We start from the raw sequence: 22434 nt of genomic DNA, 5'->3' as shown, positions 1-22434 counted from the left end.
GAGTGCCGGATTGCCTCAGATGTGGGACGTGACCCGCTTGACCATGGTCACTTCGCTGGGCCGGGCCTCTCCGCGGCTGAGGACGCCGAGAACCACAGGCTCGATCCCCAGTTTCAAGGTGACGTTCTGCAGCGTTTCGCGCAGGTAGGGGTGGGCGATGAAGTAGGCGTTGTACTCGGCATAGAGGTCGATGGCCTCCCGTGTGGAGAGGGGCCGTCGTCCATGGTGAAATCGACCACCACGACAATCTCGACCTCCGCCAGAGGCTGTTCCTCTGCGTCCCGCAGGATGACCGTTTGCGTGAAGCGGACGGCGAAGCGCGGCGGTTCCAGGAGCACTTCGCCGGGGCCGACGCTGATGACGATGGTCGACACGTCCAGGGGCGGGTCCTGGACCGCTTCGGCCCGCAGCCGCTGGACACGCACGTCGTCCAGGTGCAGCCGGCTGTGCAGGTCTCGCAGATCCTCTTGTGACGAGATCGTTTGCAGCCGGTCCTCTTGTTGTGCGGGCGTGGTGGTCATGGGCAGGTGTCCCGGGTGGCGAACCGGCGTGCGGTGGGCGCGTTCTCCTGCAGGACTTCTTCGAGCGAGGCGAGCGTACGGGTCACCCCGGCGGTGCTCGTACGCTGCCACTGCTGTTGCTTGGGCTCGTGCAATGCGGCGTTGAGGCGGGCAACGTGCCGTGCGTCGAGGTAGGTGACGCCTGGCTCGAGGTCGAGGCAGTACTGCTCCTTGAGCCAGATCAGGACTTCTGGCCATGCCCAGATCTTGGATGTGGAGCGGCCCTGGCCCACCTGGGTCCGTGCTGCGGGAAAGGGCTCACGGCCGGTGCGGCGTTTGCCGGTTGCCCAGAGCCTGACTGCTTCGTGGGTCAGGCCGGCGCGGGCTGCGATGTCGGCGAGTGTGACGAACTGTTCGTCGACGCGTTCGACGATCGTGTGTGGCAGGACACGGCGGATGTGGTTGGCGGCTGCAACGGCGTCGGCCACCGGATCGGAGCCGGTGGAGTAGACGGTTGCGGTGGTGAGTCCGCCGGCCTCCTGCCAGCCCAGGTCGCCGAGGCTGAGTGCCAACTGCTCGATGGTCTCGTCATCGTCCAAGTTGATGTTTCGGATGACGAGAGAAATGCACGTTGTCACGGAGTACCCCCTTCTCCTGACTCCACCATACCCGGTTGTTGGACTTATCCAACACGCTAAACGCAAGTGGATCCGGACGCATTCCCGCGCTGCCGGATGCGCCGCAGAAGAAGTCTTCTGCGCTCTTTGCCCTGCTCGATACGGTCCTGCAGAGCGGCGGCCGGTTCCTGGCGGGGCAGGCCGTCGACCATGTGTCCTGCTTCGTCGGACCGGTGTCCGGCTTCAATCACCAGCATCTCGACCTCGCCGACCGAGGGCGGGCAGCCCAGGTCGCTCCCGGACGGCAGCACCTCATAGGCCGTGATGAGCAGAGCGTCGGACTGTTCCTGGGCGTGGATGGCGCGGCCGAGGAGCTCTTCGGCCTCAGCCGCCGCGGTATCCGCACATTCCAGCAGCTCAGCAGCTTCCATCTGCCGGTCCGCGGACGTCAGGCAGGCATCGGCGGCGTCCATCAGTCGGTCCGCCTGCGTGAGCAGGACGACAGCCCGGGCGACTATCTGTCCGTCGGCCTCGGCCGCGAGGTGGGGGCACCGCTCGATCTTCTTGCGCGCATCGCGCGCTGCATCCTCGCCGCCGTTGCCCGTGCTGAGAACGAGGAAGGCGCACGGCTCCTCGAGGGCGGGGTCGCACACGATCCGGCCCCAGGCATGGCCGTCGTAAGGCTTCAGATGCCAGCCAGAGGAGCGAGCGAACTCCAGGGTTTCGCGCCACCAGGATTTGGAATGGCGGGGCCATGCTTCCTTGGGCTGGTGCCAGTTGCTCACCTGGATCCTCCGTCCCCCGTAGACCACCTCCGCGGCATACACCATCGGCAGTCACCAATAGCCCAGTTTCTCAGGCAATGCCGGTACAGGGCCACCATCTGCGGACGATCCGGTGCCGTCGTACGCCGGTCCGGACGGCCGTTGCCGCGGCAGCACGTTCCTGCCGTCACGGCTGCTGCCTGCCGCGCCGGTGGTCTCCCGTTCCCTCCGCCGTGACGGGGGCGTCCGGGCGGGTCGGCGCGGCGCCCGGACCGGCGGACGTGCGCGGAAGCGGCCGGCGCTTGTCCTCCCCGGCTCCGAGCACCGGTTTGTCGGCGGAGGGAAGCTCTTGCCGCGAGGAGTTGCTCTTCACATCGTCGCCGCTCAGGGGGAAGAGAAGCATTCTCCGCATGCCTGCGCCGGCGTGGACGACCGCCGCCCCGATGCAGAGGTAGGGGCTCGTTTCGTACGCCGGCTGTTGCCGGGCGAGGTCTGCCGCACGGTGCCCTCTCCATGCGTTCTCCGCCTGTGGCGAAAGCCGCCACAGGGCGGGTAAGGGGCATTCAGCCCGTTCTCTCGTGTTTCCGCGCCGGACGGTAGCCTCATCACGGCGGAAAAGAAGGCATGGAGATATTCCCAGAGCCCGCCGCCCGGGCCGATCTCTCTTTCCGTGTGCAGGGAAGGCAGTACGTCCACAAGAACGCGAAGGGTGTGCGGAAGGTGTCTTCCACGCCCTCAAGCGGGTGCGCAGGCCCTCGACGCCTTCGGGCTGATAGCGGCGGTATCAGGTGTAGTAAGTCTGCGGGGAGAACCTGCAGTACCGGCAGAACAGGGCGACGTTCCCAATGACTTCCCGCCATGGCGTGTGACAGCCAGGCACCGCGTGGCCTCCCGGCCAAGCGGCTTACCATGGCTCGAGTTCGGCATACCCGTCGCGTTTCCGGTCAGGCGACTTGGCGGCCCAGCTTTGCCGACTTCCGGTTGTGCCCCTTCGTATCCCACCACTCTTCGAGGTGAGCATGGACCAGATGCACGAGCTGGTGCAGTCGGTCGGGAGGGGGCGCGGGCGAGGTGAGCACATCGGCCCAGGACTTGTCGTCCCAGGGCAGAGCGAGAACCCAGTGTTCATCCGGGTGGCCATGGCGTTTCACGCCGAGCTGGTAGGCCAGTGTCGCGCTACGGTCCGCATGCTGCTCGACCGACAGCTGTTCGACATCGAACCGCACCCCGTCAGCAGTCACGTATGAACTGCTCAGTGCTTTTTCGGCTGGTGTTTGTTCTGCCATGGTCGAAACACCCTTCCTATCTCGTCCCGCGTCCCCTCACCTGTTTCTAGCAGCGAGGCGCGCTGGCGGCGACCGTCTGGTTGACCTTGTAGGCGGTCAGAAGGTCGTTGGTCCCGGCCGGGGTGCCGATGATGGTGCGGAACTTCTCCACGCGCGGGCACTGGTTGAGGTACGTGGAGTAGCCGCCGCGGCCGTTGGCGTCGCCGGACCATATGGCCGCGTTTATCTTGCGGTCCATCGTGCTGTTCCAGCCGTGCCGAGCCTTGATGTGCTTCCAGCCCCATGTGCTCGTGCCGCAGCGGAGCGTGATCACCTTGGGGCCTCGATAGTACTTCTTCAGGACGTAGGTACGGCTGTGGCTTCTGCACTTGGCGTCAAAGCTGGTGGCTACCGCCGCGACGGCCCCATCCGCAGGCCCCTGCGACGCGGCGGACGCCGGGCCGACTGCTGGAACGAGCAGGACTGACATGGCCGCAGTAGCAATCAGTGCTGCCTTGATCGGGACGGTGACAGGCATGTGTTCCCCCTTTGTTCCCCGTGGTCAGCGGGGAGTTGTTGGATGGAGCGCCTCTGTGAGACGCGGGAGCACCGTGTCATCACTGTCTGAACCCTGTCAATCACTTACGGGTGCGGCTCTCGGCTCATACAAGCGAAGATCTGGCCGTTGGCGAAGGAGTGCAGAAAGGGCAGGTCAGCAGCGCGAGTGCAGTTGATACAGGCCGTCAGCTTCCCGGCGTTGTCCTCGTCAGGAACCAGTAGCTCGGCGGAGGTGCGGATCTGGTCTGCCAGCACGGTCATCTCCGGGCAGGCGCCGGTGAGCTGGTCACGCAGAGCGCGCTGGCCACCGGAGAGGTGGGCGAGGTGGCAGGTGAGCAGGCCGGTAACCTTGCGGGGCGGCAGGGCGGCATGGTCGGCCTCGACGCGCCCTTGGTTGATGTAGCGGACCAGGAGATTGGACGCTGCCGGTGTAACCCTGTTCCCGGATCTCCGCCAGCAGGTGAGTGACGGGGACGGCCGGGTCCTCGGTGCGACGTCTGCGCAGATGATCGCGGTAGGGGTCGACCAGACAGGCCCGGTATACGGGGGCGCGGACCATGCGGTCCGGCTCGCTGTGGCGGGCACAGCGCTTGACGGTGTTGAGCGACACGCCCAACCGGCGGGCGCACGCGAGCAGGCCGACGCCCTGGTCGAGGAGGTCGTGCACCTGCTGCCATCTCTCACGGGTCGTGGCGCTTTTGCCCTGGGTCAGCGGCGGGCCGAACTTGCTCCAGCAGGAGGCGGGCCTTGACCCTTGATGCTGGACACACGAGACACTGGATCCTGAGGATCTGAGAACGGACATCTCGTGGTCATGAAGAACTACCCGCCGGAGTTCAAGGCGGACGCGGTCGCGCTCTACGAGTCGCGGCCGGAGGCGACGATCAGGTCGGTCGCCGCCGATCTGGGCATCAATCCGGAGACCCTGCGGAACTGGGTGAGGGCTGCCGGAGCAAGCCGTCCGCGAGGACGCCGGACGGCGGAGACGGCCCAGCCGCCGGAGCCGCTGGAGGCGGAGAACGCGGCTCTGCGGAAGAAGATCCGCGAGCTGGAGGAGGAACGCGAGATCCTGCGGAAGGCGGCCAAATATTTCGCCGGAAAGACGCGCTGGTGAACCGCTTCCAGTGCGTCGCCGACCTGCAGCGCCGCTACGGCGTGAAGCGGCTCTGCCGCGTCCTCGGCGGCAGCCGCTCGAGCTTCTACTACTGGCGCCGGACAGCCGCAGACCGGGCCGCCCGGCAGGCGGCCGATGCCCGACTGGCGGCCCGGCTACGGGCGGTGCACCGGGAATCGGACGGCGCCTACGGAGTCCCGCGGATCACCGCCGAGCTCCGCGAGACCAGCGGTGAGGCGGTCAACCACAAGCGGGTCGCCCGCATCATGCGAGAGTCCGGGATCGAAGGGGTCAGGTTGCGCCGCCGGCACCGCACCACCGTCCCCGATCCGGCCGCAGCCAAGGCCCCAGACCTGATCCGCCGCGACTTCACCGCCATCACGCCGAACACGAAGTACGTCGGTGACATCACCTACCTGCCCCTCGACAGCGGGAAGTTCTGCTACCTGGCCACCGCCATCGACCTCGCCTCGCGCCGTCTGGCCGGCTGGGCGATCGCCGACCACATGCGCACGGACCTCGTGACCGACGCCCTGGCCGCCGCCGTCCGCACCCGCGGCAGTCTCGCCGGATCGATCATGCACACCGACCACGGAGCCCAGTACACCAGCAGGGCTTTTGCTAAAGCCTGCAGCTCAGCAGGGGGACGATTTGATCTTCCTCGATAACCAAAAGACTGACCCGCAGCCTAAAAAAAGTCACCGATACTATCTCGATGGAGGAGTTCAACGAGAGTATTGACCCAGTCGATATTCTACTGGGTGACTTCATCGACTGCGCAAAAAGATCACACCCGGAGTCAAGGGCGGAAGTTGGACTGGGTGCGCGTGGATCGCAGGATGATTCATTGCCACATCAGCGCTCAAGGCGCTGGCCGATGCCGTCAAGGCTGCGGATGCATCCCTCAAGGTTGGTGTCGGCCTCGCCGTTGCTTTCAAGACCCTGCGAGCTGCCCGACTGCCTGAGTCGGCAATTGCAGGAATTGCTCGCAAGCTGGTCAAGCGATTCTTTAAAGACTGCAAAAAGTCGAGGTTGTCGAGCTTCTCGGCTCGAGGATCATAGGGACCCCCGTTCCAGAGTACTCACGCATCGGCATGATCGCATACAACAGCAATGATATATCGCACATGGCCCTCAAAGTCCGGATAGGATCCAGACCTGGCTACACCGCCAAAAAAACGTTGCCGTAGCCAGGGTTCCGGGTTGGAACGACCCCGTTCACGGTGACTTCGTATACGCTGTCAGCGAGATTCCGGCGTTCACTCTGAGATCGGAATCATCGACAAACTCGAAAAGAAAGTCTTCTCAGCCAAACAGATTGAGGAGCTATACACAGAGCGACAACCATGCCCGCTTGCGCCTCTGAACTGGAGAGTAAGCTCGTGACGAGAACACCCGTTCACTGGCCAGTTGGTTACGGATCGCATAAAGAGCTGAACATAGAGATGCGGCTTACGCTGGAAGATATGAGCAGACCATTTATGGAAGGATAGATTTCTCATGAAGGGGTGGAGTTAGGGAGGTACTCCCCCCCTCATGCTACTGAGAAACTCATGCAGTGAAAGGCGTAGCTCATGTGTGAAGAGCTCAAGGCTGACGAACAGAGTATCACTGAGTGGAATAGTATTGCCGACGTCGCAATCCGCGAGCTTAGGCTTGCCGGCCTCACGGCGACGCGAATCCCGAATAAAGATGCCATCCCCGGCGCACAGGTCATGGTGGACCAGATGGGTGATGGGGGTGGAGTCTTCGTCACGTGGAGGCCCGCCCCACCCCCGGGGGGAGATTTCATGGAGAGCATAAAAAGAGGGGACATGCACCTACGGATGCGCGAGATCCGCCATCGTCAGGTAATTGCTGCAGAAATGAATCGAGCAATCCTGGCAATCTTGAATTCTGCCGGATTTATCGCTACGGACGCAAGTGACGATATTGATCCATACACAATTCGCGTAGAGCGCGGTGAGAAGAACATGTAGAACCTCCCCCGTCCGGGAGGGCGCGGTCGGGGATCTGTCGACTATGCGTCAACCTGCGTGATCCGCTCATCCTTCGACTGCTACTGGGGAGATCACGTGAACCAGGGGAATCGCCACATTCGCAGGACCTGTTGTCGGCTCGGCCGCCGCCGGGCTCACCGCCTGGACCGCCGACCGCACGAACAGTCGGCAACAGCCCCGCAAGATCTGCATCCCGCTCCAGGCAGCTTTGGTCAAGGCTGCACGCGGACTTCACCGATGGGCAGCGCCAGGCCACCACGGACGACCCAGTCAGCAACGGCAAGCAGATGTACACCTGCGGGGTCACGCATCCCACCTCGCACCGCCGCATACGCAAGCCCGCCTACCCACCCAAGGTCGATCCGGGGAGGGTAATTGCCCGAGCCCCTGCCGGCGCCCGCCGACGGTCGCCGTTCCCCGGCGGACGCCCCAGCGCTATCGGACCCGGCGGCCGCCGAGCGCCAGGAGCTCATCGAGCGTTGGGCCGAACGCCACGGTGTCGGCGCCGCCCGTCGCCTGGCCGGAGCCAAGGCCGAGAACCTGGCCATCGCCGCCGAGACCATCCCGGACAACACCGCCTTTCGTATGAGGGGCGAGGTCGCCTGCCTTACGGGCGCAGGCCCCTGAACAGCGCGGGACTCGGCACGCGGCGAAACCGATGTTGGTGACGTGCTCGTACTGGCCCCACTGCGAGAGCCAAGGTCGACGACGTGGTCGATCCAGGCGGCATCCAGGACCTGGTCGTCATCGTCGGCCCAGGCCTGCACGAGGCCGTCCCGGTGCCGGACGTTGAGGGTGCGGTGTTCGATGACGCGCTGCTGGGGGACGGAGGACCTGGGACTGATTGAGTGGGTGTATCTCCCCGCGGGTGCCGCGGCCGCAGCGTATGAGGCGGGCGGCCAGGTGGCCGGGCCGCGTTCTGCCGTCGCACCTGATGGTAGGCCTCCTCGATCCGTGCCAGGTTCGCCTTCGACGCAGTACGGCGTCCATCCAGCCAGGCCTGGACGGTGCGGTCGGTCGGTCGGTCGGTCGCGGTGAGGCTGGCGGCCCGGGCGGCGGTGCGGGCCCGCTCGGAGCGGGTGAGGTAGTGCAGGCGGGTTAGCAGCCCGCGGCGCTGGCTGATGGGTGTGGCGTGAAACCGGCCAGAGCATCGAGCTGGCGGGCGACGGCCTGATGGCCCTTGATGCCGCGGGCCCCGAACTTCCCGAGCTCCAGGTTGCGTGCGGGCATCAGGCGACCGCCTTTTCGGCGAGAAGTCCCTGGGCTCGGTGGCGGGCGCACACGTAGCGCTCGGGCAGGGCCAGGCGCCCGCACGGGTCCTGGGCGCTGCCGCCCGAGCAGGTCGGGGGCGACGTGTCGGCGGCCGATGCCGGGGCGGGGGCCGGTATCACGGCGCGGGACTGTGTCCGCTCGCGGCAGTGCTTGCACAGCCCGTCCTCGAGGACCGGGCCGATCACCATCATGTGGGCACCGCAGTCGCCGCAGAACCCGCGCGGCACGGCTTCGAGGACCGGCTGGTCGTCCGTCACCACTGCGGTGGTGGGCGGGTGAGCGATGACGCGGTCCAGTTCGCACACGGCGCACCGGCCCGAGCGTCGTGCGGAGCCAGACCATGAGTGCTGCGAGGGTGACGGTGCCGAGGTAGATGTAGGCCCGCTTCTCGTAGCGGGTGGCGACAGCGCGGAAGCCTTTCAGGCGGTTGATGGCACGCTCGACGGTGTTGCTGCGCTTCTTGTAGTGCTCGCCGTCGAAGCCGGCCGGCCGCCCCGGGAGCCCCGGTTGAGACGGTGTCTGCGCTGGTCACGCCGTTCGGGGATGGTGTGGGCGATCCCGCGTCGTCGCAGGTAGCGGCGGTTGCTGCGAGCCGTGTAAGCCTTATCGGCCAGGACATGATCAGGCCGGGAGCGTGGTCGTCCGACGCCAAGACGGGGTACGGCTATCTGCCGCAGCACGGGCTTGAGTTGGGGGCCGTCACCGTAGTGGCCCGGAGTCAGCAGGAGCGCGAGGAGCTGGCAGTGTCCGTCCGCGGACAGATGGATTTTGGTGGTCAGTCCGCCGCGGGGGAGCGTCCCAGGCACTCGCCGAGGCGACCACCTCCTCCAGCCGGACGGCCAGTCTCCGCAGCGCCGGATCGACCTGGTTCGTCCCTGCGCGGGCCCCTCTTTACGGGAGCGCGGGCGGCGGCGCGTGGCGGGCGCCGGCGGCATGCTGATGGGCCCGCACCGCGGTGGAGTCCACCGACACGTCCCAGTCGACCCGGCCCGCTGCATCCTCGGCAGCCTGGATCTTCGACAGCAGCATCTTCCAGGTGCCATCCGCTGACCAGCGGCGATGCCGCTTATAGACGGTCTCCCAGGGCCCGAACCGCTCGGGAAGGTCCCGCCACTGCACACCGGTTCGCACCCGGTAGAGCACCCCGTTGATCACCCGACGGTGATCACTCCACCGGCCTCCACGCATCCCGCCCGGAGGCGACTCCAGCCGTTCCCCCTCCGCGTTCGTTAAATCCCCACGACCCATGCCTCCAGCCTGACCACAACAGCCCCGCCAGGTCATGAGATCCGAGAAACAGCGCCCAAGGGGCTGCCGATCAATAACCTGCAGTCTTGATCTTGCAGCTGCAGTCGTTGCTTCGGGCAGTGACTCTGGCTTGAAGGCCTGCCAGGACGGTCGGCGGGGTGGCGGTCTGCGAGATGGCAACGCTCTGCGCTTCGAGTAGTCGTCTGATCTTCAGCAGGGTGCGGTGCATGGCGGTGCGGCTGCTGGCCTGTTCGTCATGACCACACGTAGAACGTCGCCACGCCGGACAATCCCAGATCGCGAATGCGTTCTCGGACGGCAGCAGCAGTCCGCTCGAAGGCAACCACCACCTCACCGACGGACAACGAACTCCTGTCCTGTTCATCCGCACCCAGCGACCAGGTGTTGGTCTCCCACTCCGCGCGCCGGTCAGTCGGCTCCAGTGCCAGAGGCTCGTCTGCCTCTTCAGCGATTCACGTCAACAGCACCACAGCAGTATCCCTGCACGACTCGACCCGAGAACAGCAAAAGAAACGACGTCTAAGGCCCTCTCGACACGCCGGGACCAGGAAATACCTACGTACCACCATCAAGTAGAGCGACACGCTCAGTCATGGTCCATCGGTCGCGCTCGTCGGACCAGACGACCACCCCTAAAGGAGCCGAAGCCTCGGGCCTGACGGTGAACGCCTGCTCTGGCGGCTGCCACATCCGGTTGCACTCCTGGAGAGGGAGAACCTTCCTATGGACACCGCTCTGAGCATCTTCTCGAAGCGAAACGAGTAGCAGCGGTGGGCGAAGGTGTTCTTGGTGCCGAAGAGGGTCGTGCTCTCATAGGTCGCGGCGAATTTGACGACGGTCGTCAGCGACCGGCCCGAGGACGTGTGGGCGAAGAGGGTGCCCTCGTGCTGCCGGGCTCAGGACGTCCCTCTCGTAAGAGTCCGCCAGTTCGGCCGTCTCCCGTAACGCCTCGTCCTTGTGGCGTGCGTTGGCGCTGTCCTGACCGCGGCTCAGGACCACCAGTACCCCGGCGATGACCAGGACGATGACGAACGGCGTCAGGAGCGCCACGATGCAGCCCAAGGCCGGTACTCCGCCGCGGTTCGACCGCGGCGGAGTACTGGAAAGGGCGGGAAACGTGCTCACTCCTCTTCGCGCCTCGCGGACAGCAGGGTTCTGTTGGACCCGGCCCGCCTACGCGACTCCGCATCCGCCGACCGTTGGACGTGGCTGATCATCGCCGCCCACACTTATCCGCCCATAAAACCCGTCGGTTACGACAGGAATGATTCCGATTCATTTAGTCGAAAACCCGTCTCTCAGGGGATTTTTTGTGCTGTCAGCCCACCGCACACATAAGGCGCTCCGGCAGAGTTTGGAAGAGGCCACGTTAAAGGCGCGTGAAGCCCACTACACAAGCAATCCAGAGGGCCGTACGCCCGCCCTTCGAGTGGGCATAGGTACAGGACGTGAGACGACTCAGTGCCGCTACAGCCAGGCCGAATGCGATCACGATAATACCTGCGATCACGACTCACCCCTTCCTTCTTTTGTTCCAGATTCCGAAGCCGAACATTGCCACGATTCCGACAAATATGAGGATCGCGACCACGGATCCGGCGGTCCCGCCCGGGATCCAACTCCCGCGGCCATCAGCAGCGAACAACATGCGAATTCCCTCCTTCAGATTGACCTTGTGGCGTGCTCCCGCCTGACGGGAGCACGCCACAATTAGGTGGTTCGATTACGACCAGGATTCGGAATCCGCGTCCTCCACCTGGCTTCCGACAAATTCGCCCGCAAACCCGCAACCGGCACCGACCAACGCTCCGCCCACGCCAGCCGTCGGCAGGCTCACCGCTGCAGCTGCCGACACACAGGTGGCATCGGTGATAGCACCTGCGACAGCGCCCGCGGCAGTCGCGGCGGCACCGCCCCAGTCGCCCTTCGCGGCGTTTTCACCAACCCCCAGGATTGCCTCGGCATCGAACGCGCCACCGACCTCCTTTTTGGGCGCCTCGTCCATTCTGCAGACAAGGCGCCCAAAACAGATGTCCTACCTAGCCGAGCTTGGCCACCCCAGCCGCATACACGATTCCCAAAATCAGCATCGCTACACCCACAACTCGAAATGCAATCGAGTTCGATGCCTCAAATCGGCGCCCTGACCGTGAACCGACTTCCCGGCCGAATCGTGGACCGAAAACCGCAATGGCAGCACCCATCATCGCGACGATGATCCCAACCAGAATATGCATACAGCCGACTCCTCTGCTTTTGCATTTCCGCCTCTATCAAGCGGAATCTACTTGCGCCGGCGACTTCTCAAGTAGAGAAAAAGGGCGCCGAGACCAAACAGGACAACCATTCCAATTGCCAGGAAAGGCGACCATGACGGTCCGTCTGGGCGGTCGTTTGCAAGCAGCAGTAGTGACGTCATCGCACCCTCCGTCTAAATTTCACCACGTGTACTTCGCCGATGCGAAGCATTTGCCCGAGCTCCCTCCCGTTCCGACCCCCTCAGATCGGTCGGTGGCTACGGAAAGTTCTGCTGGGCCATCGCCACAAGCAACCTCACCAGTCCAACCGCTGTCGGCGGAACCAGACGCCAAGCTGGCATCGGCGCCGGCGCCGGCGCCGGGAGTACCTGCACCGAACTGCACGTACGGGTGCAGACTTTCGTCCTCGTTGATACTTACTCCGCCCCCGATGCAAAGTCAGTAACACCCCTCTATGCCTATATCGAAAGAAAGAAGAACGCTCTGGTCGCTGCGATTGGCGGGGTCGCCGGCGGCATAGGCGTAGAGGTTGCTTTCTTTGCCGGAGGGGTCGGGCTGGGTGAAGCGGCCGAGTTAGGGGTCGTAGTAGCGGGCTCCCATCTTGTACAGGCCCGGCGGGTCGAGGTAGGTGCCGGTGTAGCGGTAGGGCTGGTTGGTGCCGGTGGTGGTGCGGACTTCGCCATAGGGGCCGTAGCTGTAGGTCGCGGTGCGCTTGCCGCTCGCGTCGACCAAGCCGATGACGCTGCCCTGGACGACGGTAGGCTGATACTGCCTTGCTTCGGCCGAGGCCCCGGGGCCAGTAAATACGCGTGGGCGCCCTACGCATTTCAAGAGTAGGACGCCCACGTACCGGTGGCACTAACGTGACGATTGTCCGCTCACTCGTTTTTCTCTGATGCACATGGAGAGAGTCGCCGCGCGTACATGACCGTTACCTCTTGCGGGCCTTACTCCACAAAAAAGCCACCCCGACGATTACGATCAGGATGATCGCGATGATCCAGAAGCTAGGGGTTCCTTCCCCTGCTCCCTTAGCCAAAAAGACGAGCTCATCCATCTTTCCGGTCTCCTCTCTCAGTGCGCGACCCCCTCTTTAGTTGAGGACGCTAGTCGCTGCTTTTCGCCAAGCTCACCTGCTGCGTACCCGGCCCCGAAGCAGGTGGCACCAACCGCGAGTCCACCCACTCCCGCAGTCGGTGCGCTCACCGCGGCGGCTACTGCGCCGCACCCAGCCTCGGCGGCGGCGCCAGCGGCCATACCCACTCCCGTGGCCAGGGCGTCCTTGTAATTACCCTCGTCAATGTCCTTCGCCATGCTGCCTATGTCGTAGATGTCGAATCCCTTGCCGACAGCGTCGAAGAAAGACAGCCCGTTCGGGTCGATGCGGTTGGTGGGGTCGCCGGCGGCGTAGGCGTAGAGGTTGCTCTCCTTGCCGGAGGGGTCGGGCTGGGTGAAGCGGCCGAGTTGGGGGTCGTAGTAGCGGACTCCCATCTTGTACAGGCCCGACGGGTCGAGGTAGGTGCCGGTGTAGCGGTAGGGCTGGTCGGTGCCGGTGGTGGTGCGGGCTTCGCCGTAGGGGCCGTAGCTGTAGGTCGCGGTGCGCTTGCCGCTCGCGTCGACCAAGCCGATGACGCTGCCCTGGACATCGGTGACGTAATACTGACTCGCCCCGCCGCTCGTCAAAGCTGTCTAGGGATTCGATGGCTCTCAAGACTTGCCCTATCGGGCGATGCTGGTATCGGCGTCGTTCCGAACAACGCGATCTGTTGAACTGCGCCGACCGGGATCCAGACAGGGGGACGCCCGCGGATCCCAATGCACGGGCTCCCAGACCATCTGTGTGGGCTTGGCGCCCCGGGGTGCCGGTGTGGAGGATGGAAAGGGCGAAGAAGGCGACGGTGCCGAGGCGGAGGCTTCGCTGCTCAACGACGGCAGGCAAGCGCAGCAAAGCTCCCGGGAGGCGAGTATGGTCAGATGAGCACTCGCCTCCCAGGAGCTTCGTGGCACCGGACTTTCGGTCAACCGCCGACAGCTCTCAGTGGGTGTTCTGCGAGTGTTTGCCGGGTCTAGTCCGGACGTGGGATTGGCCGGGGAAGGGTGAAGAGGCCAGGTTCGGGTTCGGCGAGGATGCCGCGGCTGACCAGGCGTTTCAGTTTGGCTCGGATGCCTTCGACGTGCCGGGGTTCGGTGCCGGTGTTCAGGGCGAGGCAGACGTCTTTGGGGTGGAGTCCGTCGGCGGTGTCCTCGAAGAGCGTGAGGATCTGGCGGTAGGCCGAGGGCAGGGGCTCGAGGCCGCCGGGGAGGTCAGGGGCGATCTCCAGGATGGTCTCGCGGGTGATGCGCAGTCGCTGCAGGGCCGCTTCGGTGGCCTGGAGTTGAGCGGTGAGCTCGGCGATCTGGGCGCGGAGCTTGTCGGCCAGGTCGCGGGCCGCGGCCTCGCGTAGTTCAAGCTGTTCCAGGAACTGGTGCATGCTTTACCCCTGCTCGTTCGAGCTGACCTCGCGGGGCGGGCCGGGTGGCGGGTCACGCCAGGTCAACGCGGTGGAGGCGGTGAGCCGGCGGGTCATCACGCCGGTCATCGACCAGCGGATCCAGGACGCCGAACTGGCGGGCCGGGCCTCGTAGTCGCGGGCCAGGCGGCGGTGCAGCATCAGCGTGCCCAGGGTCTGCTCGACGATCCACCGTTTCGGTGACGGGGTGAAGCCCGTGGTGGCCGGATCCCGGTGGACCACCTCGACGTCGATGCCCAGGGTGGCACCGTGGGCGACGACGGCGTTCTTGAACCCGGCGTCGACCCAGCTCTTGGACAGCGACGGGTTGTCGGCCGCGGCCTCGTTGAGCAGGGTGATGCCGATGGCGTTGTCGTGCACGCTCGCGGCGACCACGATCACGGCGATGAGCAGGCCGAGCATGTCGGTGGCGATGCCCCGCTTGCGGCCCCGGCTTCTCTTGCCCGGATCCAGCCCCGTGCTCTCTTTGGGTGCGTTGAGCGAGGCGTGCACGGTCTGGGTGTCCATCACGATCGCGGTCGGGTCCGCGTTTCGGCCGCGGCTCTCGCGGACCTGCCAGCGCAACAGGTCATGGACCGCCTGGTCGGTACCGTCGTCCCGCCACAGCCCGAAGTAGTAGTAGACCGCGGTGTAGGGCGGGAAGTCGTGCGGCAGATAGCGCCACTGACAGCCCACCCGGGCCTGGTACAGGAGGGCGTTGACGATCTCCCGCATCGCATACCGGCCCTGATGGCCGCTGACCGACGGATGCCGGCCCTTCCAGGCCGTGAGGACCGGCCGGATCAGCTCCCACGCCTCATCCGACAGGTCACTCGGGACGGCTGCCGGTCAGCCACTCCTCCAGCACACCGCACCGTCACTCATGCGCAAGCCCTCAATCAGGACAACCACACCGACGACTCACAGAACGCCCACTTAGTGCTGTGACCGCAAAGGTTCGCCGGGTAAAGGTCGCGGCTAGGTCGTTTCTGACGGCTCTTGGACGGTGTCGCGGAGCCAGATGACGATTGCGGTGATGGTGAGGGTGCCGTTGAAGATGTAGTCGCGCTTGTCGTAGCGGCTGGCCACCGACCGGAACTGTTTCCACTTGCTGACGCAGCGCTCGGCCGCGCTGCGCCGACGGTACTGGGCCTTGTCGAAGGCAGGCGGTCGGCCGCCGGCCCGGCCACGGTTCCGGCGGTTGGCCCGCTGGTCGTCCGGCTCGGAGATGGTCGCCTTGATGCCCCGACGGCGCAGGTAGGCGCGGTTGCCGCGGCTGGAGTAGGCCTTGTCGCCGCGCACCCGGTCCGGGCGGCGGCGTGGGCGTCCGGGCCCGCGGCGAGGAACCCGCAGTGTCTCCAGGACCGGCAGGAGCATGGAGCTGTCGCCCCGCTGGCCCGGTGAGGTGAGCCAGGTCAGCGGGCGGGCCCGGTCGTCGGCCAGCAGGTAGACCTTGGTGGTCAGTCCGCCCCGGGAGCGTCCGGGATCGCAGGCATCGGCCTCGATCTGCAGCTCGGCCAGGATCCGCTGCCAGGTGCCGTCCGCCGACCAGCGGCGATGCCGTTCATAAACGGTCTGCCAGGGCCCGTACCGCTCCGGCAGGTTCGGCCAGGCACCCGGGTACGGGCCCGGGACAGCACCCCATTGACCACCGTGCGGTGATCGGACCACTGCCCACCGGGCCGCCCATTGACCGGCAGCAACGGCTCGATCGCCCGCCACTGCGCATCGGTCAGTTCATGCCGCCGCACCATGCCCGACGCCTGCCCGGCTCCAAGCTTGGTCCACCCACCCGACAAGAGCCATCAGAAACGACCTAGTTGGATGTGTGGTGGTGTCCAATGTGGCTGCTGACGGTGCGGTGGCCTCGTCCGTCTGTGGCGGCAGGGAGCCGGGAGGACGGTCAACCGTCCTCCCGGCTCCCTCTGGCTTTGTCGAGCGGCGTCCTACAGCGGGCCGTACAGCCAGTTGCCCCGCGCGTCGGGATTCTCGCTCGTGAAGTACTCGATCACGGCGGTGCGGATTTCCTCGGCGTCCAGGGTGCCGTTGCCGTCGAGGTCGAGCTGGGCGAAGGCCGCGGCCATGTCCTCGTGGGTGCCGCCGCTGACGGCTTGGCCGAGCAGAGTGTACTCCTTCAGGTCGATCAGGCCGTCGTTGTTCTGGTCGCAGATGTCCAGGCAGGATGCCACGACGCCGTGCAGCGCGGAGACGAGGGAGGTCGCGTCCGTGTCGATGGCCTTGCGCACGCCTCGCTCGTACTCGGCCGGGTCGATGGCCCCGTCGCCGTCGAAGTCCATGTGGCGCAGGTGCTGTTCCCAGATAGCGCCGAGCGCGCCCCGGAGCCGCTCGACCTTCACCGGCTGCGTGGGCACCGAGGTGGCCAGGCGGTCCGCGATGGCCGACAGGTCATCCTCGGTCAGGCGGCCGTCCTGGTTGGTGTCGAGGAAGTTGAACATGCGGTGGAGCTTGGTGCCCAGCACCGATGTTTCCGCCGTCGTCATGGAAGATCCTTCTCTGCTGTCCTGAAGCGGTCTTGGGAGGCTGGCCCGGCCGATCGCCGTTCACGCACGAAACGGGCGCTTTTCACTCGTTGGAATGGCGCGGGGCGCTGGCCGGCTGGGACGTGCTCCCGGGCCGTGATCATGAAGAGGGCCGTACCCAGGCGGCCCGTGCCGGGGCTGCGCTCCGCGCGAGTTCGGGCGCCGCGGTCCCCGCCGCCGCCCCTGTCGTCAGCGAAGGTGAGCCTCATGCCCGTACGGGCCGACATCCACCACCAGCACGGGCTGGGCGCCGAACGCTCCGTGCGCACCGGGTCCGACGTGCCGACCCGGTCCGGACCGGACACCTCCTTCGCCGAATTCGTCATCCCGCGCGTACGGCTGCCGTTCGAGGCCCCCGCACCGCGCGCCGACGCAGATGCCCTGCGGGCGAACGCCATCGCCTGGGCGGAGCGGCACGGGCTGATCGGACGCCGCGGCCGGACCCGGCTTGCGGACTCCCCGGTACTCGATCTGGGGGTCACGCTCACCGGTCACGCCCCGTTACCGCGAGCGGGGACACTAATGGACTGGTTTTTGTGGGCGCTGGTCCTCGACGACCGGATCGACGACGGGCCATGGCCCGAGGGCGGCGTGCTCGGGCGCTTCAACACCGAGGCCGCCGCGCTCGTACGGGCAAAGGCGGCCGGTCCTCACTCCGATCCGATACTGGATGTGCTGGCACGTGAACTCTGGCCACGTACAACAAAGTTGGGTAACGGGCAGTGGCTGGAGCGGCTGCGCGGCCACCTGCTGCTCCACCTGAAGGCCCAGAACGCCCTGGTCGAACTGCGCGAGAGCGGTGGGCAGATCACGCTCGCCGCGTACTGCGCGCAGCGACGGCACGCCTTCGGGGCGCTGCTGTTCTTCGACCTCATCGAGGCGGCGGACGGCGCGGTCCAGGGCACCGACCCGTGCGGCAAGGGCTGCTGGGCGAAGCTGCGCGAGACGGCCGCGGACGTCATCGCCTGGACCAACGACCTGTGTTCGGTCGCCAAGGATCTCGTCCACGGCGAGCCCTTCAACCTGGTGGTGATCCACTCCGAAGAACACCGCGTCCCGCGCTTGGAGTCGCTGCAGGCGGCAGGCGAGATGATCGCCAAGGCGGCGGACCGTTTCGTCGAACTCAAGCAGCGGCACCTCGACCACCTGCCGCAGGCCGCCCCACAGACCGCACGTTTGGAGCAGGCGATGCGGGCCTCCGCGGACTGGCATGCCCAGGTCTCCCGCTACCACCTGCAAGCCCCGTCCGGGATCCGCACCAATGCCACGGTCGACCTGCGGCACGCGCCGCCCACCCTGAAGTCGAAGGCGTACGAGACCGATCCGTACCCGTTGTACCGGCGGCTGCGCGACACCATGCCGGTCGCCTACGACGAGCCCACCGACACCTGGCTGCTGAGCCGGCACGCGGACGTACGCGCCGCGCTCAGCGATCCGCGCTTCGGCAACGACAGCTACACCTGGCAGATCGGGCCGCTGCTCGGCCACAGCATCGTGTCGATGGACGGGGCAGAACACGCCGCCCACCGCGCCCTGCTCACCCCGGCGTTCCGCAGCCGGGCCCTGGTCGCCTTGCAGGAGTCCATCACGGAGACCGTCCGGGAGCTGATCGCACGGCTGCGGGGCCGGGAGCGGGCCGATCTGGTGGCCGAGTTCACCCACGCCCTGCCGGTGCGGGTCATGGCCCGTGTGCTGGGTCTGCCCGCAGACTCGCCCGAGCAGGTGGCCCGCCTCAAGCGGTGGTGCACGGTCGGCTTCTCGTATATGGGCAACTATCGTCAGGATCCCGGCCTGTTGACCCACGGGATGGCCAACCGCGACGACTTCTACGCCTACCTCGAGCCCTACCTGGACGCCCGCAGAGACGGCAGCGGCGACGACCTGATCTCCGCCATGTTCCGCGCCCGGGTGGACGACCACCCCCTGTCGCAGGAGTACATCCGGGGCTGCTGCGCGATCCTGATGACCGCGGGCAGCGAGACCAGCCACGGCACGCTTGCCAACCTGATCATGAACGTGCTTGAGGTGCCGGACCTGCTGGCCACCCTCCGCGCCGACCCGGCGAGCATCGATGCCGCGCTCGTGGAGACCCTACGCCGCAATCCGTCGCTGCAACTGGTGCTCCGACAGACCCGCCAGGAGGCAGATCTGCCCTCCGGCACGGTCCCGGCGGGGGCGACCGTCGCCTGTCTGATCGGCGCGGCCAACCGCGACCCCCGCCGCTTCACCGACCCTGACACCTTTCAACTCGACCGGGCCGCGGACCGGATCGACCGCGAGTACGGCGGCGCGGCCGCACACTTCGCATTCGGGTCAGGCCGCCACTTCTGCCTCGGGTCGCATCTGGCCCGCGCCGAGATCACCACGGCGCTGCGCATGCTCCTTGACGCCTTTCCCCACCTGCGCTGGGCGCCCGGCTTCCGCCCGGCCGAGACCGGCTTCCTCAACCGCTGCCCCGCCACGCTGGAGGTCTGCCTGTGACCCCCACCTCCGCTCACAGATCCGAACACGGCTACAGCACCAGCTACGTCGCCCACGACACCCCCGGCGAGGCGGCCCGGCTGCACACCCTGGAAGCCGCCTTCGACCATGCCAGCATCACCGTTCTCACCCGCATTGACCTGCCCGCCACCGCCGTCTGCCTGGACCTCGGCGCGGGATCGGGCTCGATCGCCGCCTGGCTGGGCACGCACCGCCCCCAAGGCCGCATCACGGCCACCGACACCGACACCCGCTTCCTGCACGTCCCGCCCGCCCCGTCCTCCGCCCCCATCGAGGTGCTCCGCCACAACGTCGTCCACGACGACCTGCCAGCAGCCGCCTACGACCTCGTTCACGCCCGCGCCCTGCTGTGCCATCTACCCGAACGCGACGAGGTACTGCAGCGCGCCGTGCACTGGCTCCGCCCCGGCGGCTGGCTGGTGATCGAGGACCTGACGGTCGAGCCTGCCGACGCCTCACCGAACACCCTGTTCACAAGGGTGACGCGAGCGGGCGAGGAACTGCTGGCCGCCACGGTGGGCTCCGATCTGCGCTGGGCGTCCACCCTCTCCGGGCAACTTCACGGCCTGGGCCTGCACGACGTCGGTTCGAGTACCGCGCTGGGCACGGTGGGCGACAACAGCGCCACGGACGCGTTCTGGACGGCAACGTTCGAACAGGCCGTCCCGGCCCTGCTGGACGGAGGCTTCCTCACGGACCGGGAGATCGACGAGATGCGCGCCCTCCACCGAACGCCGGGATTCACCGATACCGGAATCTCACTGGTATCGGCATGGGGACGCAAATCTGGAAAGCCGTAGTGTCTTCACCGGGTGAATGCCCCCGTTAAGGACAGCCGTAGCAACGCGACTCGTACTGGCTAGTAGGGCTTGGTCAGGTTGGTGCGGGGTCGGGGGTGTCGCGGTGACAGGTGGGGCAGGCGCCGGTCCAGAGTGCGAGGAGTAACTGCACTTCGCGGACGACTCGGTAGAGGCTCAGGCCGACGCCGTCTCTTTTGGGGAGCGGGTCAGCCGCTGGAGGGTGCAGAAGGCGTGAGCGACGGAGACAAGGGTGACGTGGTGGTGCCAGCCGGGCCAGGTGCGGCCTTCGAAGTGGGCCAGGCCGAGGGCCTGTTTCATCTCGCGGTAGTCGTTCTCGATGCGCCAGCGGAGCTTCGCGGTGCGCACGAGGACGGGCAGCGGGGTGTTCTCGGGCAGGTTGGAGAGCCAGAACTGCACGGGCTCGTCCTCGGTGGCGGGCCATTCGGCCAGCAGCCAGCGCACCGGCAGTTCGGTGCCGGCCGTGGCCTTGCGGATCTCGCGTCCGGCGGGCCTGATCCGCAAGGCGACGAAGCGCGAGTACATGCGCTTGTGGCCACTGCGGCCGCTGCCGGGCCGTGAGCCCTCTCGCCACTGCACCGGACGGGCGGACGCCTTGCCCGCGGCGATGACAAGGTCCTTCACGCGCCGGGCCGGCTCGGGATAGGCAGCACCCGGTCGTCGGCCCCGGCCGGTGTACTCGGCGGTGCACGGTCGTGCCTGCTCGGGTTGTGCGGTGGTCGTGGTCGAGATGCCCACCGCATAGGTGAGACCGCGTTCTTTCAGGCCGAGCCGGAAGGCGGCGGTGTCGCCGTAGCCGCCGTCGGCGATCACCTGGGGGACCTCGACGCCCCAGGACCTTGTCTCGTCGATCATGTCGAGGGCCAGCTGCCACTTCTCGACATGGCCGACCTCGGCGCGACCGCGCACGGGGTGCGACGGATCACCTTGACCGGATCGGCCTTCGGCGAGGCGGGATCCCAGCTCTTCCGGATTCGGTAGAGACTCCGGACTGCCCCGAGTTGGGTGGAGTCGGTTGTCGGGCCGTTTGGCTCTTGGGCCGGGGAGCTCCTGTCGAGTAGGACGCAAGGAGAAGCGACAGCAGGCCTGCCAGACCGGGAGTCTCACCAGGGATGCTGGCGGGCGAACGGCCGGGACCAGGCTGGCGGATGCCGGGGCTCTGATTGGCAGGGAGGTTGTATGCCGGACACGCCGGGTGCTCCTGTGGTGTTCGAAACGGCGGACCCTGACGCGGCACACGCGTTTATGAAGCAGGCCTGGGCCGGTGCGCCGACGATGCGGGTGAGTGAACAACCGTCCGGCGTGCCGCTCTGCTCCTACCGCCAGTGCGCCGCCGGACCGATGGCACTGGCCAAGGTCACGACGCGGCCCGAGTTCGTCGGCCTCATCGAGTCCAACGATCTGCTCGCCCTGACGTTGATCCACTCCGGGACGGTCGAGATCAACCTGCTCGACGGTCCCGAACGGTACGCGGCAGGAGATATCTTCGCGGCTATCGGGCCAGGACTGAACTACCGGTGCGTCACGAAGAACCTGACAGTGTCGGTCCTGACGCTTCCCGGCCTCTTGCTCACCGAGGCCGCCGGACTGGAAGACGTGGCAAAACCGTGGCAGTTCCTGGCTCGAGAGCCGGTGGACGAGGCGGCTGCCGACTTGTGGCGCGCCACCACCTCCTATGTGGGCCGTCTCTTGGACAGTCCCCTGGCGGTGACCAGTCCCCTGCTCGCCGCAGCGGCTGCCCGCATGACGGCCGTCGCTGCACTCAAGGTCTTCCCCACCACTCTCACAGTGGCACCCACCCGCACCGACGGCGCTGACGCCACCCCCGAGACCCTACGCCGGGCCGTAGCATTCATCGAAAACAACGCCGATCAAGGCATCTCTCTCACTGACGTCGCCGCAGCCGCCTACGTCACCCCTCGCGCCCTCCAGTACGCCTTCCGCCGCCACCTCGACACCACCCCCATCGCCCACCTGCGACGGGTGCGTCTGGACGCCGCCCACGCCGAACTGCTCGCCGCCGATCCCTGCAATGCGACGGTCAGCGACATCGCCGCCCGCTGGGGCTTCGGCCGGCGCTTCTCCGCCCTGTACCAAGCCGCCTACAGAGTCCCGCCCAGCCGGACACTGAACCACCCACCCTGACGCGCACGCCACGGCTGGCCATCCCAGATCATGGACGGCCTCTTGAACTGCCGTGCCTGCGCCAACTGGCCCCACAGCCAATGACAGCGATCGCTGCCAAGCCATACCGTCCGACCGCAGCAATCCCACTGATGACGCCAGGCAGGCAGGCAGATGCCCCATAGCATCAAACACCAGACGCCGCGCTAGGCAGGATGACCGCCTCCGACAGACAGCGACGTCCTGGGACCATTCCGGGCGACATCACACGCAGTGGAGGATGCAAAGTTCCTCCCGCCACCGACTGCGGGAGGAACTCCGCCCGCCCTTGCCGACGGTCTACG

The 22434-nt window shown here is 66.5% G+C and carries 22 protein-coding genes and 5 pseudogenes; 7 read left to right on the top strand and 20 right to left on the bottom strand.

Features of this window, described 5'->3' with window-relative positions:
* Positions 1-113: 113 nt before the first annotated feature.
* The 7 genes from C1N81_RS44775 to C1N81_RS44745 all read right to left on the bottom strand — a co-directional run bounded on the left by C1N81_RS44775 (position 114) and on the right by C1N81_RS44745 (position 4289).
* Entirely contained in the window at positions 114-521 is a 408-nt protein-coding gene (locus tag C1N81_RS44775; RefSeq protein WP_394437743.1) for a hypothetical protein, read from the bottom strand.
* Positions 518-1099 (bottom strand): hypothetical protein, encoded by a 582-nt coding sequence (locus tag C1N81_RS44770; RefSeq protein WP_394426195.1) that lies wholly within the window; start codon positions 1097-1099, stop codon positions 518-520. The genes C1N81_RS44775 and C1N81_RS44770 overlap by 4 nt, the downstream gene beginning before the upstream one ends.
* Positions 1100-1194: 95 nt before the next feature.
* The gene (locus C1N81_RS44765) at positions 1195-1902 is read right to left on the bottom strand and encodes a hypothetical protein (protein ID WP_394426193.1); all 708 of its coding nucleotides are present in this window, start codon (positions 1900-1902) and stop codon (positions 1195-1197) included.
* A gap of 166 nt (positions 1903-2068) precedes the next feature.
* Positions 2069-2284 carry a hypothetical protein gene (locus tag C1N81_RS44760; RefSeq protein ID WP_394426192.1) on the bottom strand — a complete coding sequence of 72 codons (216 nt, stop codon included), beginning with the start codon at positions 2282-2284 and terminating at the stop codon, positions 2069-2071.
* Between the two features lie 541 nt (positions 2285-2825).
* The gene (locus C1N81_RS44755; protein ID WP_394426190.1) at positions 2826-3167 is read right to left on the bottom strand and encodes a hypothetical protein; all 342 of its coding nucleotides are present in this window, start codon (positions 3165-3167) and stop codon (positions 2826-2828) included.
* Positions 3168-3213: 46 nt separating this feature from the next.
* A complete protein-coding gene (locus C1N81_RS44750; RefSeq protein ID WP_394426188.1) occupies positions 3214-3684 on the bottom strand; it encodes a hypothetical protein in 471 nt (156 codons plus the stop codon).
* A gap of 104 nt (positions 3685-3788) precedes the next feature.
* On the bottom strand, positions 3789-4289 hold the full coding sequence (locus C1N81_RS44745) for a hypothetical protein (protein ID WP_394426187.1): 501 nt from the start codon (positions 4287-4289) through the stop codon (positions 3789-3791).
* A 223-nt stretch (positions 4290-4512) separates the two neighbouring features.
* Between C1N81_RS44745 and C1N81_RS44740 the strand changes: the two are divergent.
* From C1N81_RS44740 to C1N81_RS44725, 4 genes and pseudogenes are all read left to right on the top strand, one after another.
* Positions 4513-5462: pseudogene (locus C1N81_RS44740) on the top strand (IS3 family transposase); the annotation flags it as partial.
* Between the two features lie 589 nt (positions 5463-6051).
* Positions 6052-6204, top strand: a complete 153-nt coding sequence (locus C1N81_RS44735; protein WP_394426242.1) for a nucleic acid/nucleotide deaminase domain-containing protein — start codon at positions 6052-6054, stop codon at positions 6202-6204.
* Positions 6205-6392: 188 nt separating this feature from the next.
* The gene (locus tag C1N81_RS44730) at positions 6393-6797 is read left to right on the top strand and encodes a hypothetical protein (protein ID WP_394437740.1); all 405 of its coding nucleotides are present in this window, start codon (positions 6393-6395) and stop codon (positions 6795-6797) included.
* A 396-nt stretch (positions 6798-7193) separates the two neighbouring features.
* Positions 7194-7445: a hypothetical protein gene (locus C1N81_RS44725; protein ID WP_394426251.1), complete on the top strand. Its 252-nt coding sequence runs from the start codon at positions 7194-7196 to the stop codon at positions 7443-7445.
* An 18-nt stretch (positions 7446-7463) separates the two neighbouring features.
* Here C1N81_RS44725 and C1N81_RS44720 read toward each other — a convergent pair.
* The 12 genes and pseudogenes from C1N81_RS44720 to C1N81_RS44665 all read right to left on the bottom strand — a co-directional run.
* A pseudogene (locus tag C1N81_RS44720) lies at positions 7464-8048 on the bottom strand (hypothetical protein); the annotation flags it as partial.
* On the bottom strand, positions 8048-8395 hold the full coding sequence (locus C1N81_RS44715; protein ID WP_394426250.1) for a hypothetical protein: 348 nt from the start codon (positions 8393-8395) through the stop codon (positions 8048-8050). The gene C1N81_RS44715 and the pseudogene C1N81_RS44720, both read right to left, overlap by 1 nt.
* 22 nt (positions 8396-8417) lie before the next feature.
* Positions 8418-9338: pseudogene (locus tag C1N81_RS44710) on the bottom strand (IS5 family transposase); the annotation flags it as partial.
* Between the two features lie 831 nt (positions 9339-10169).
* Positions 10170-10421, bottom strand: a complete 252-nt coding sequence (locus C1N81_RS44705) for a hypothetical protein (RefSeq protein WP_394426185.1) — start codon at positions 10419-10421, stop codon at positions 10170-10172.
* A gap of 661 nt (positions 10422-11082) precedes the next feature.
* Complete coding sequence (locus C1N81_RS44700) at positions 11083-11364, bottom strand: hypothetical protein (protein ID WP_394426183.1); 282 nt, start codon at positions 11362-11364, stop codon at positions 11083-11085.
* Positions 11365-11398: 34 nt separating this feature from the next.
* Positions 11399-11596 carry a hypothetical protein gene (locus C1N81_RS44695; RefSeq protein WP_394426182.1) on the bottom strand — a complete coding sequence of 66 codons (198 nt, stop codon included), beginning with the start codon at positions 11594-11596 and terminating at the stop codon, positions 11399-11401.
* Positions 11597-12190: 594 nt separating this feature from the next.
* On the bottom strand, positions 12191-12349 hold the full coding sequence (locus tag C1N81_RS44690; RefSeq protein ID WP_394426180.1) for an RHS repeat-associated core domain-containing protein: 159 nt from the start codon (positions 12347-12349) through the stop codon (positions 12191-12193).
* A gap of 342 nt (positions 12350-12691) precedes the next feature.
* Positions 12692-13240: an RHS repeat-associated core domain-containing protein gene (locus C1N81_RS44685; protein ID WP_394426178.1), complete on the bottom strand. Its 549-nt coding sequence runs from the start codon at positions 13238-13240 to the stop codon at positions 12692-12694.
* A 443-nt stretch (positions 13241-13683) separates the two neighbouring features.
* Positions 13684-14088 (bottom strand): hypothetical protein, encoded by a 405-nt coding sequence (locus tag C1N81_RS44680; protein ID WP_394426176.1) that lies wholly within the window; start codon positions 14086-14088, stop codon positions 13684-13686.
* 3 nt (positions 14089-14091) lie between these two features.
* Complete coding sequence (locus C1N81_RS44675) at positions 14092-14934, bottom strand: IS5 family transposase (protein ID WP_394438601.1); 843 nt, start codon at positions 14932-14934, stop codon at positions 14092-14094.
* Between the two features lie 150 nt (positions 14935-15084).
* A pseudogene (locus tag C1N81_RS44670) lies at positions 15085-15860 on the bottom strand (IS5 family transposase).
* Between the two features lie 192 nt (positions 15861-16052).
* Positions 16053-16607, bottom strand: coding sequence for an EF-hand domain-containing protein (locus C1N81_RS44665; RefSeq protein WP_394437738.1), 555 nt, complete (start codon positions 16605-16607; stop codon positions 16053-16055).
* 246 nt (positions 16608-16853) lie between these two features.
* On the opposite strand from C1N81_RS44665, the gene C1N81_RS44660 reads away from it, so the two are divergent.
* A complete protein-coding gene (locus C1N81_RS44660; protein ID WP_394437736.1) occupies positions 16854-19127 on the top strand; it encodes a cytochrome P450 in 2274 nt (757 codons plus the stop codon).
* Positions 19124-19948 (top strand): class I SAM-dependent methyltransferase, encoded by an 825-nt coding sequence (locus C1N81_RS44655; RefSeq protein ID WP_394437734.1) that lies wholly within the window; start codon positions 19124-19126, stop codon positions 19946-19948. Before C1N81_RS44660 ends, C1N81_RS44655 begins: the two co-directional genes overlap by 4 nt.
* A gap of 174 nt (positions 19949-20122) precedes the next feature.
* Here the strand turns inward: C1N81_RS44655 and C1N81_RS44650 are convergent.
* A pseudogene (locus C1N81_RS44650) lies at positions 20123-20934 on the bottom strand (IS701 family transposase); the annotation flags it as partial.
* Positions 20935-21145: 211 nt separating this feature from the next.
* Here C1N81_RS44650 and C1N81_RS44645 point away from each other — a divergent pair.
* Positions 21146-22111, top strand: coding sequence for a helix-turn-helix transcriptional regulator (locus C1N81_RS44645; RefSeq protein ID WP_394437732.1), 966 nt, complete (start codon positions 21146-21148; stop codon positions 22109-22111).
* The last annotated feature ends 323 nt before the right edge of the window (positions 22112-22434 follow it).

Source organism: Streptomyces sp. SGAir0957 (genome assembly GCF_043523415.1).
Note: the sequence above shows the minus strand (reverse complement) of the source record. Positions and strands in the feature narration are given on the sequence as shown.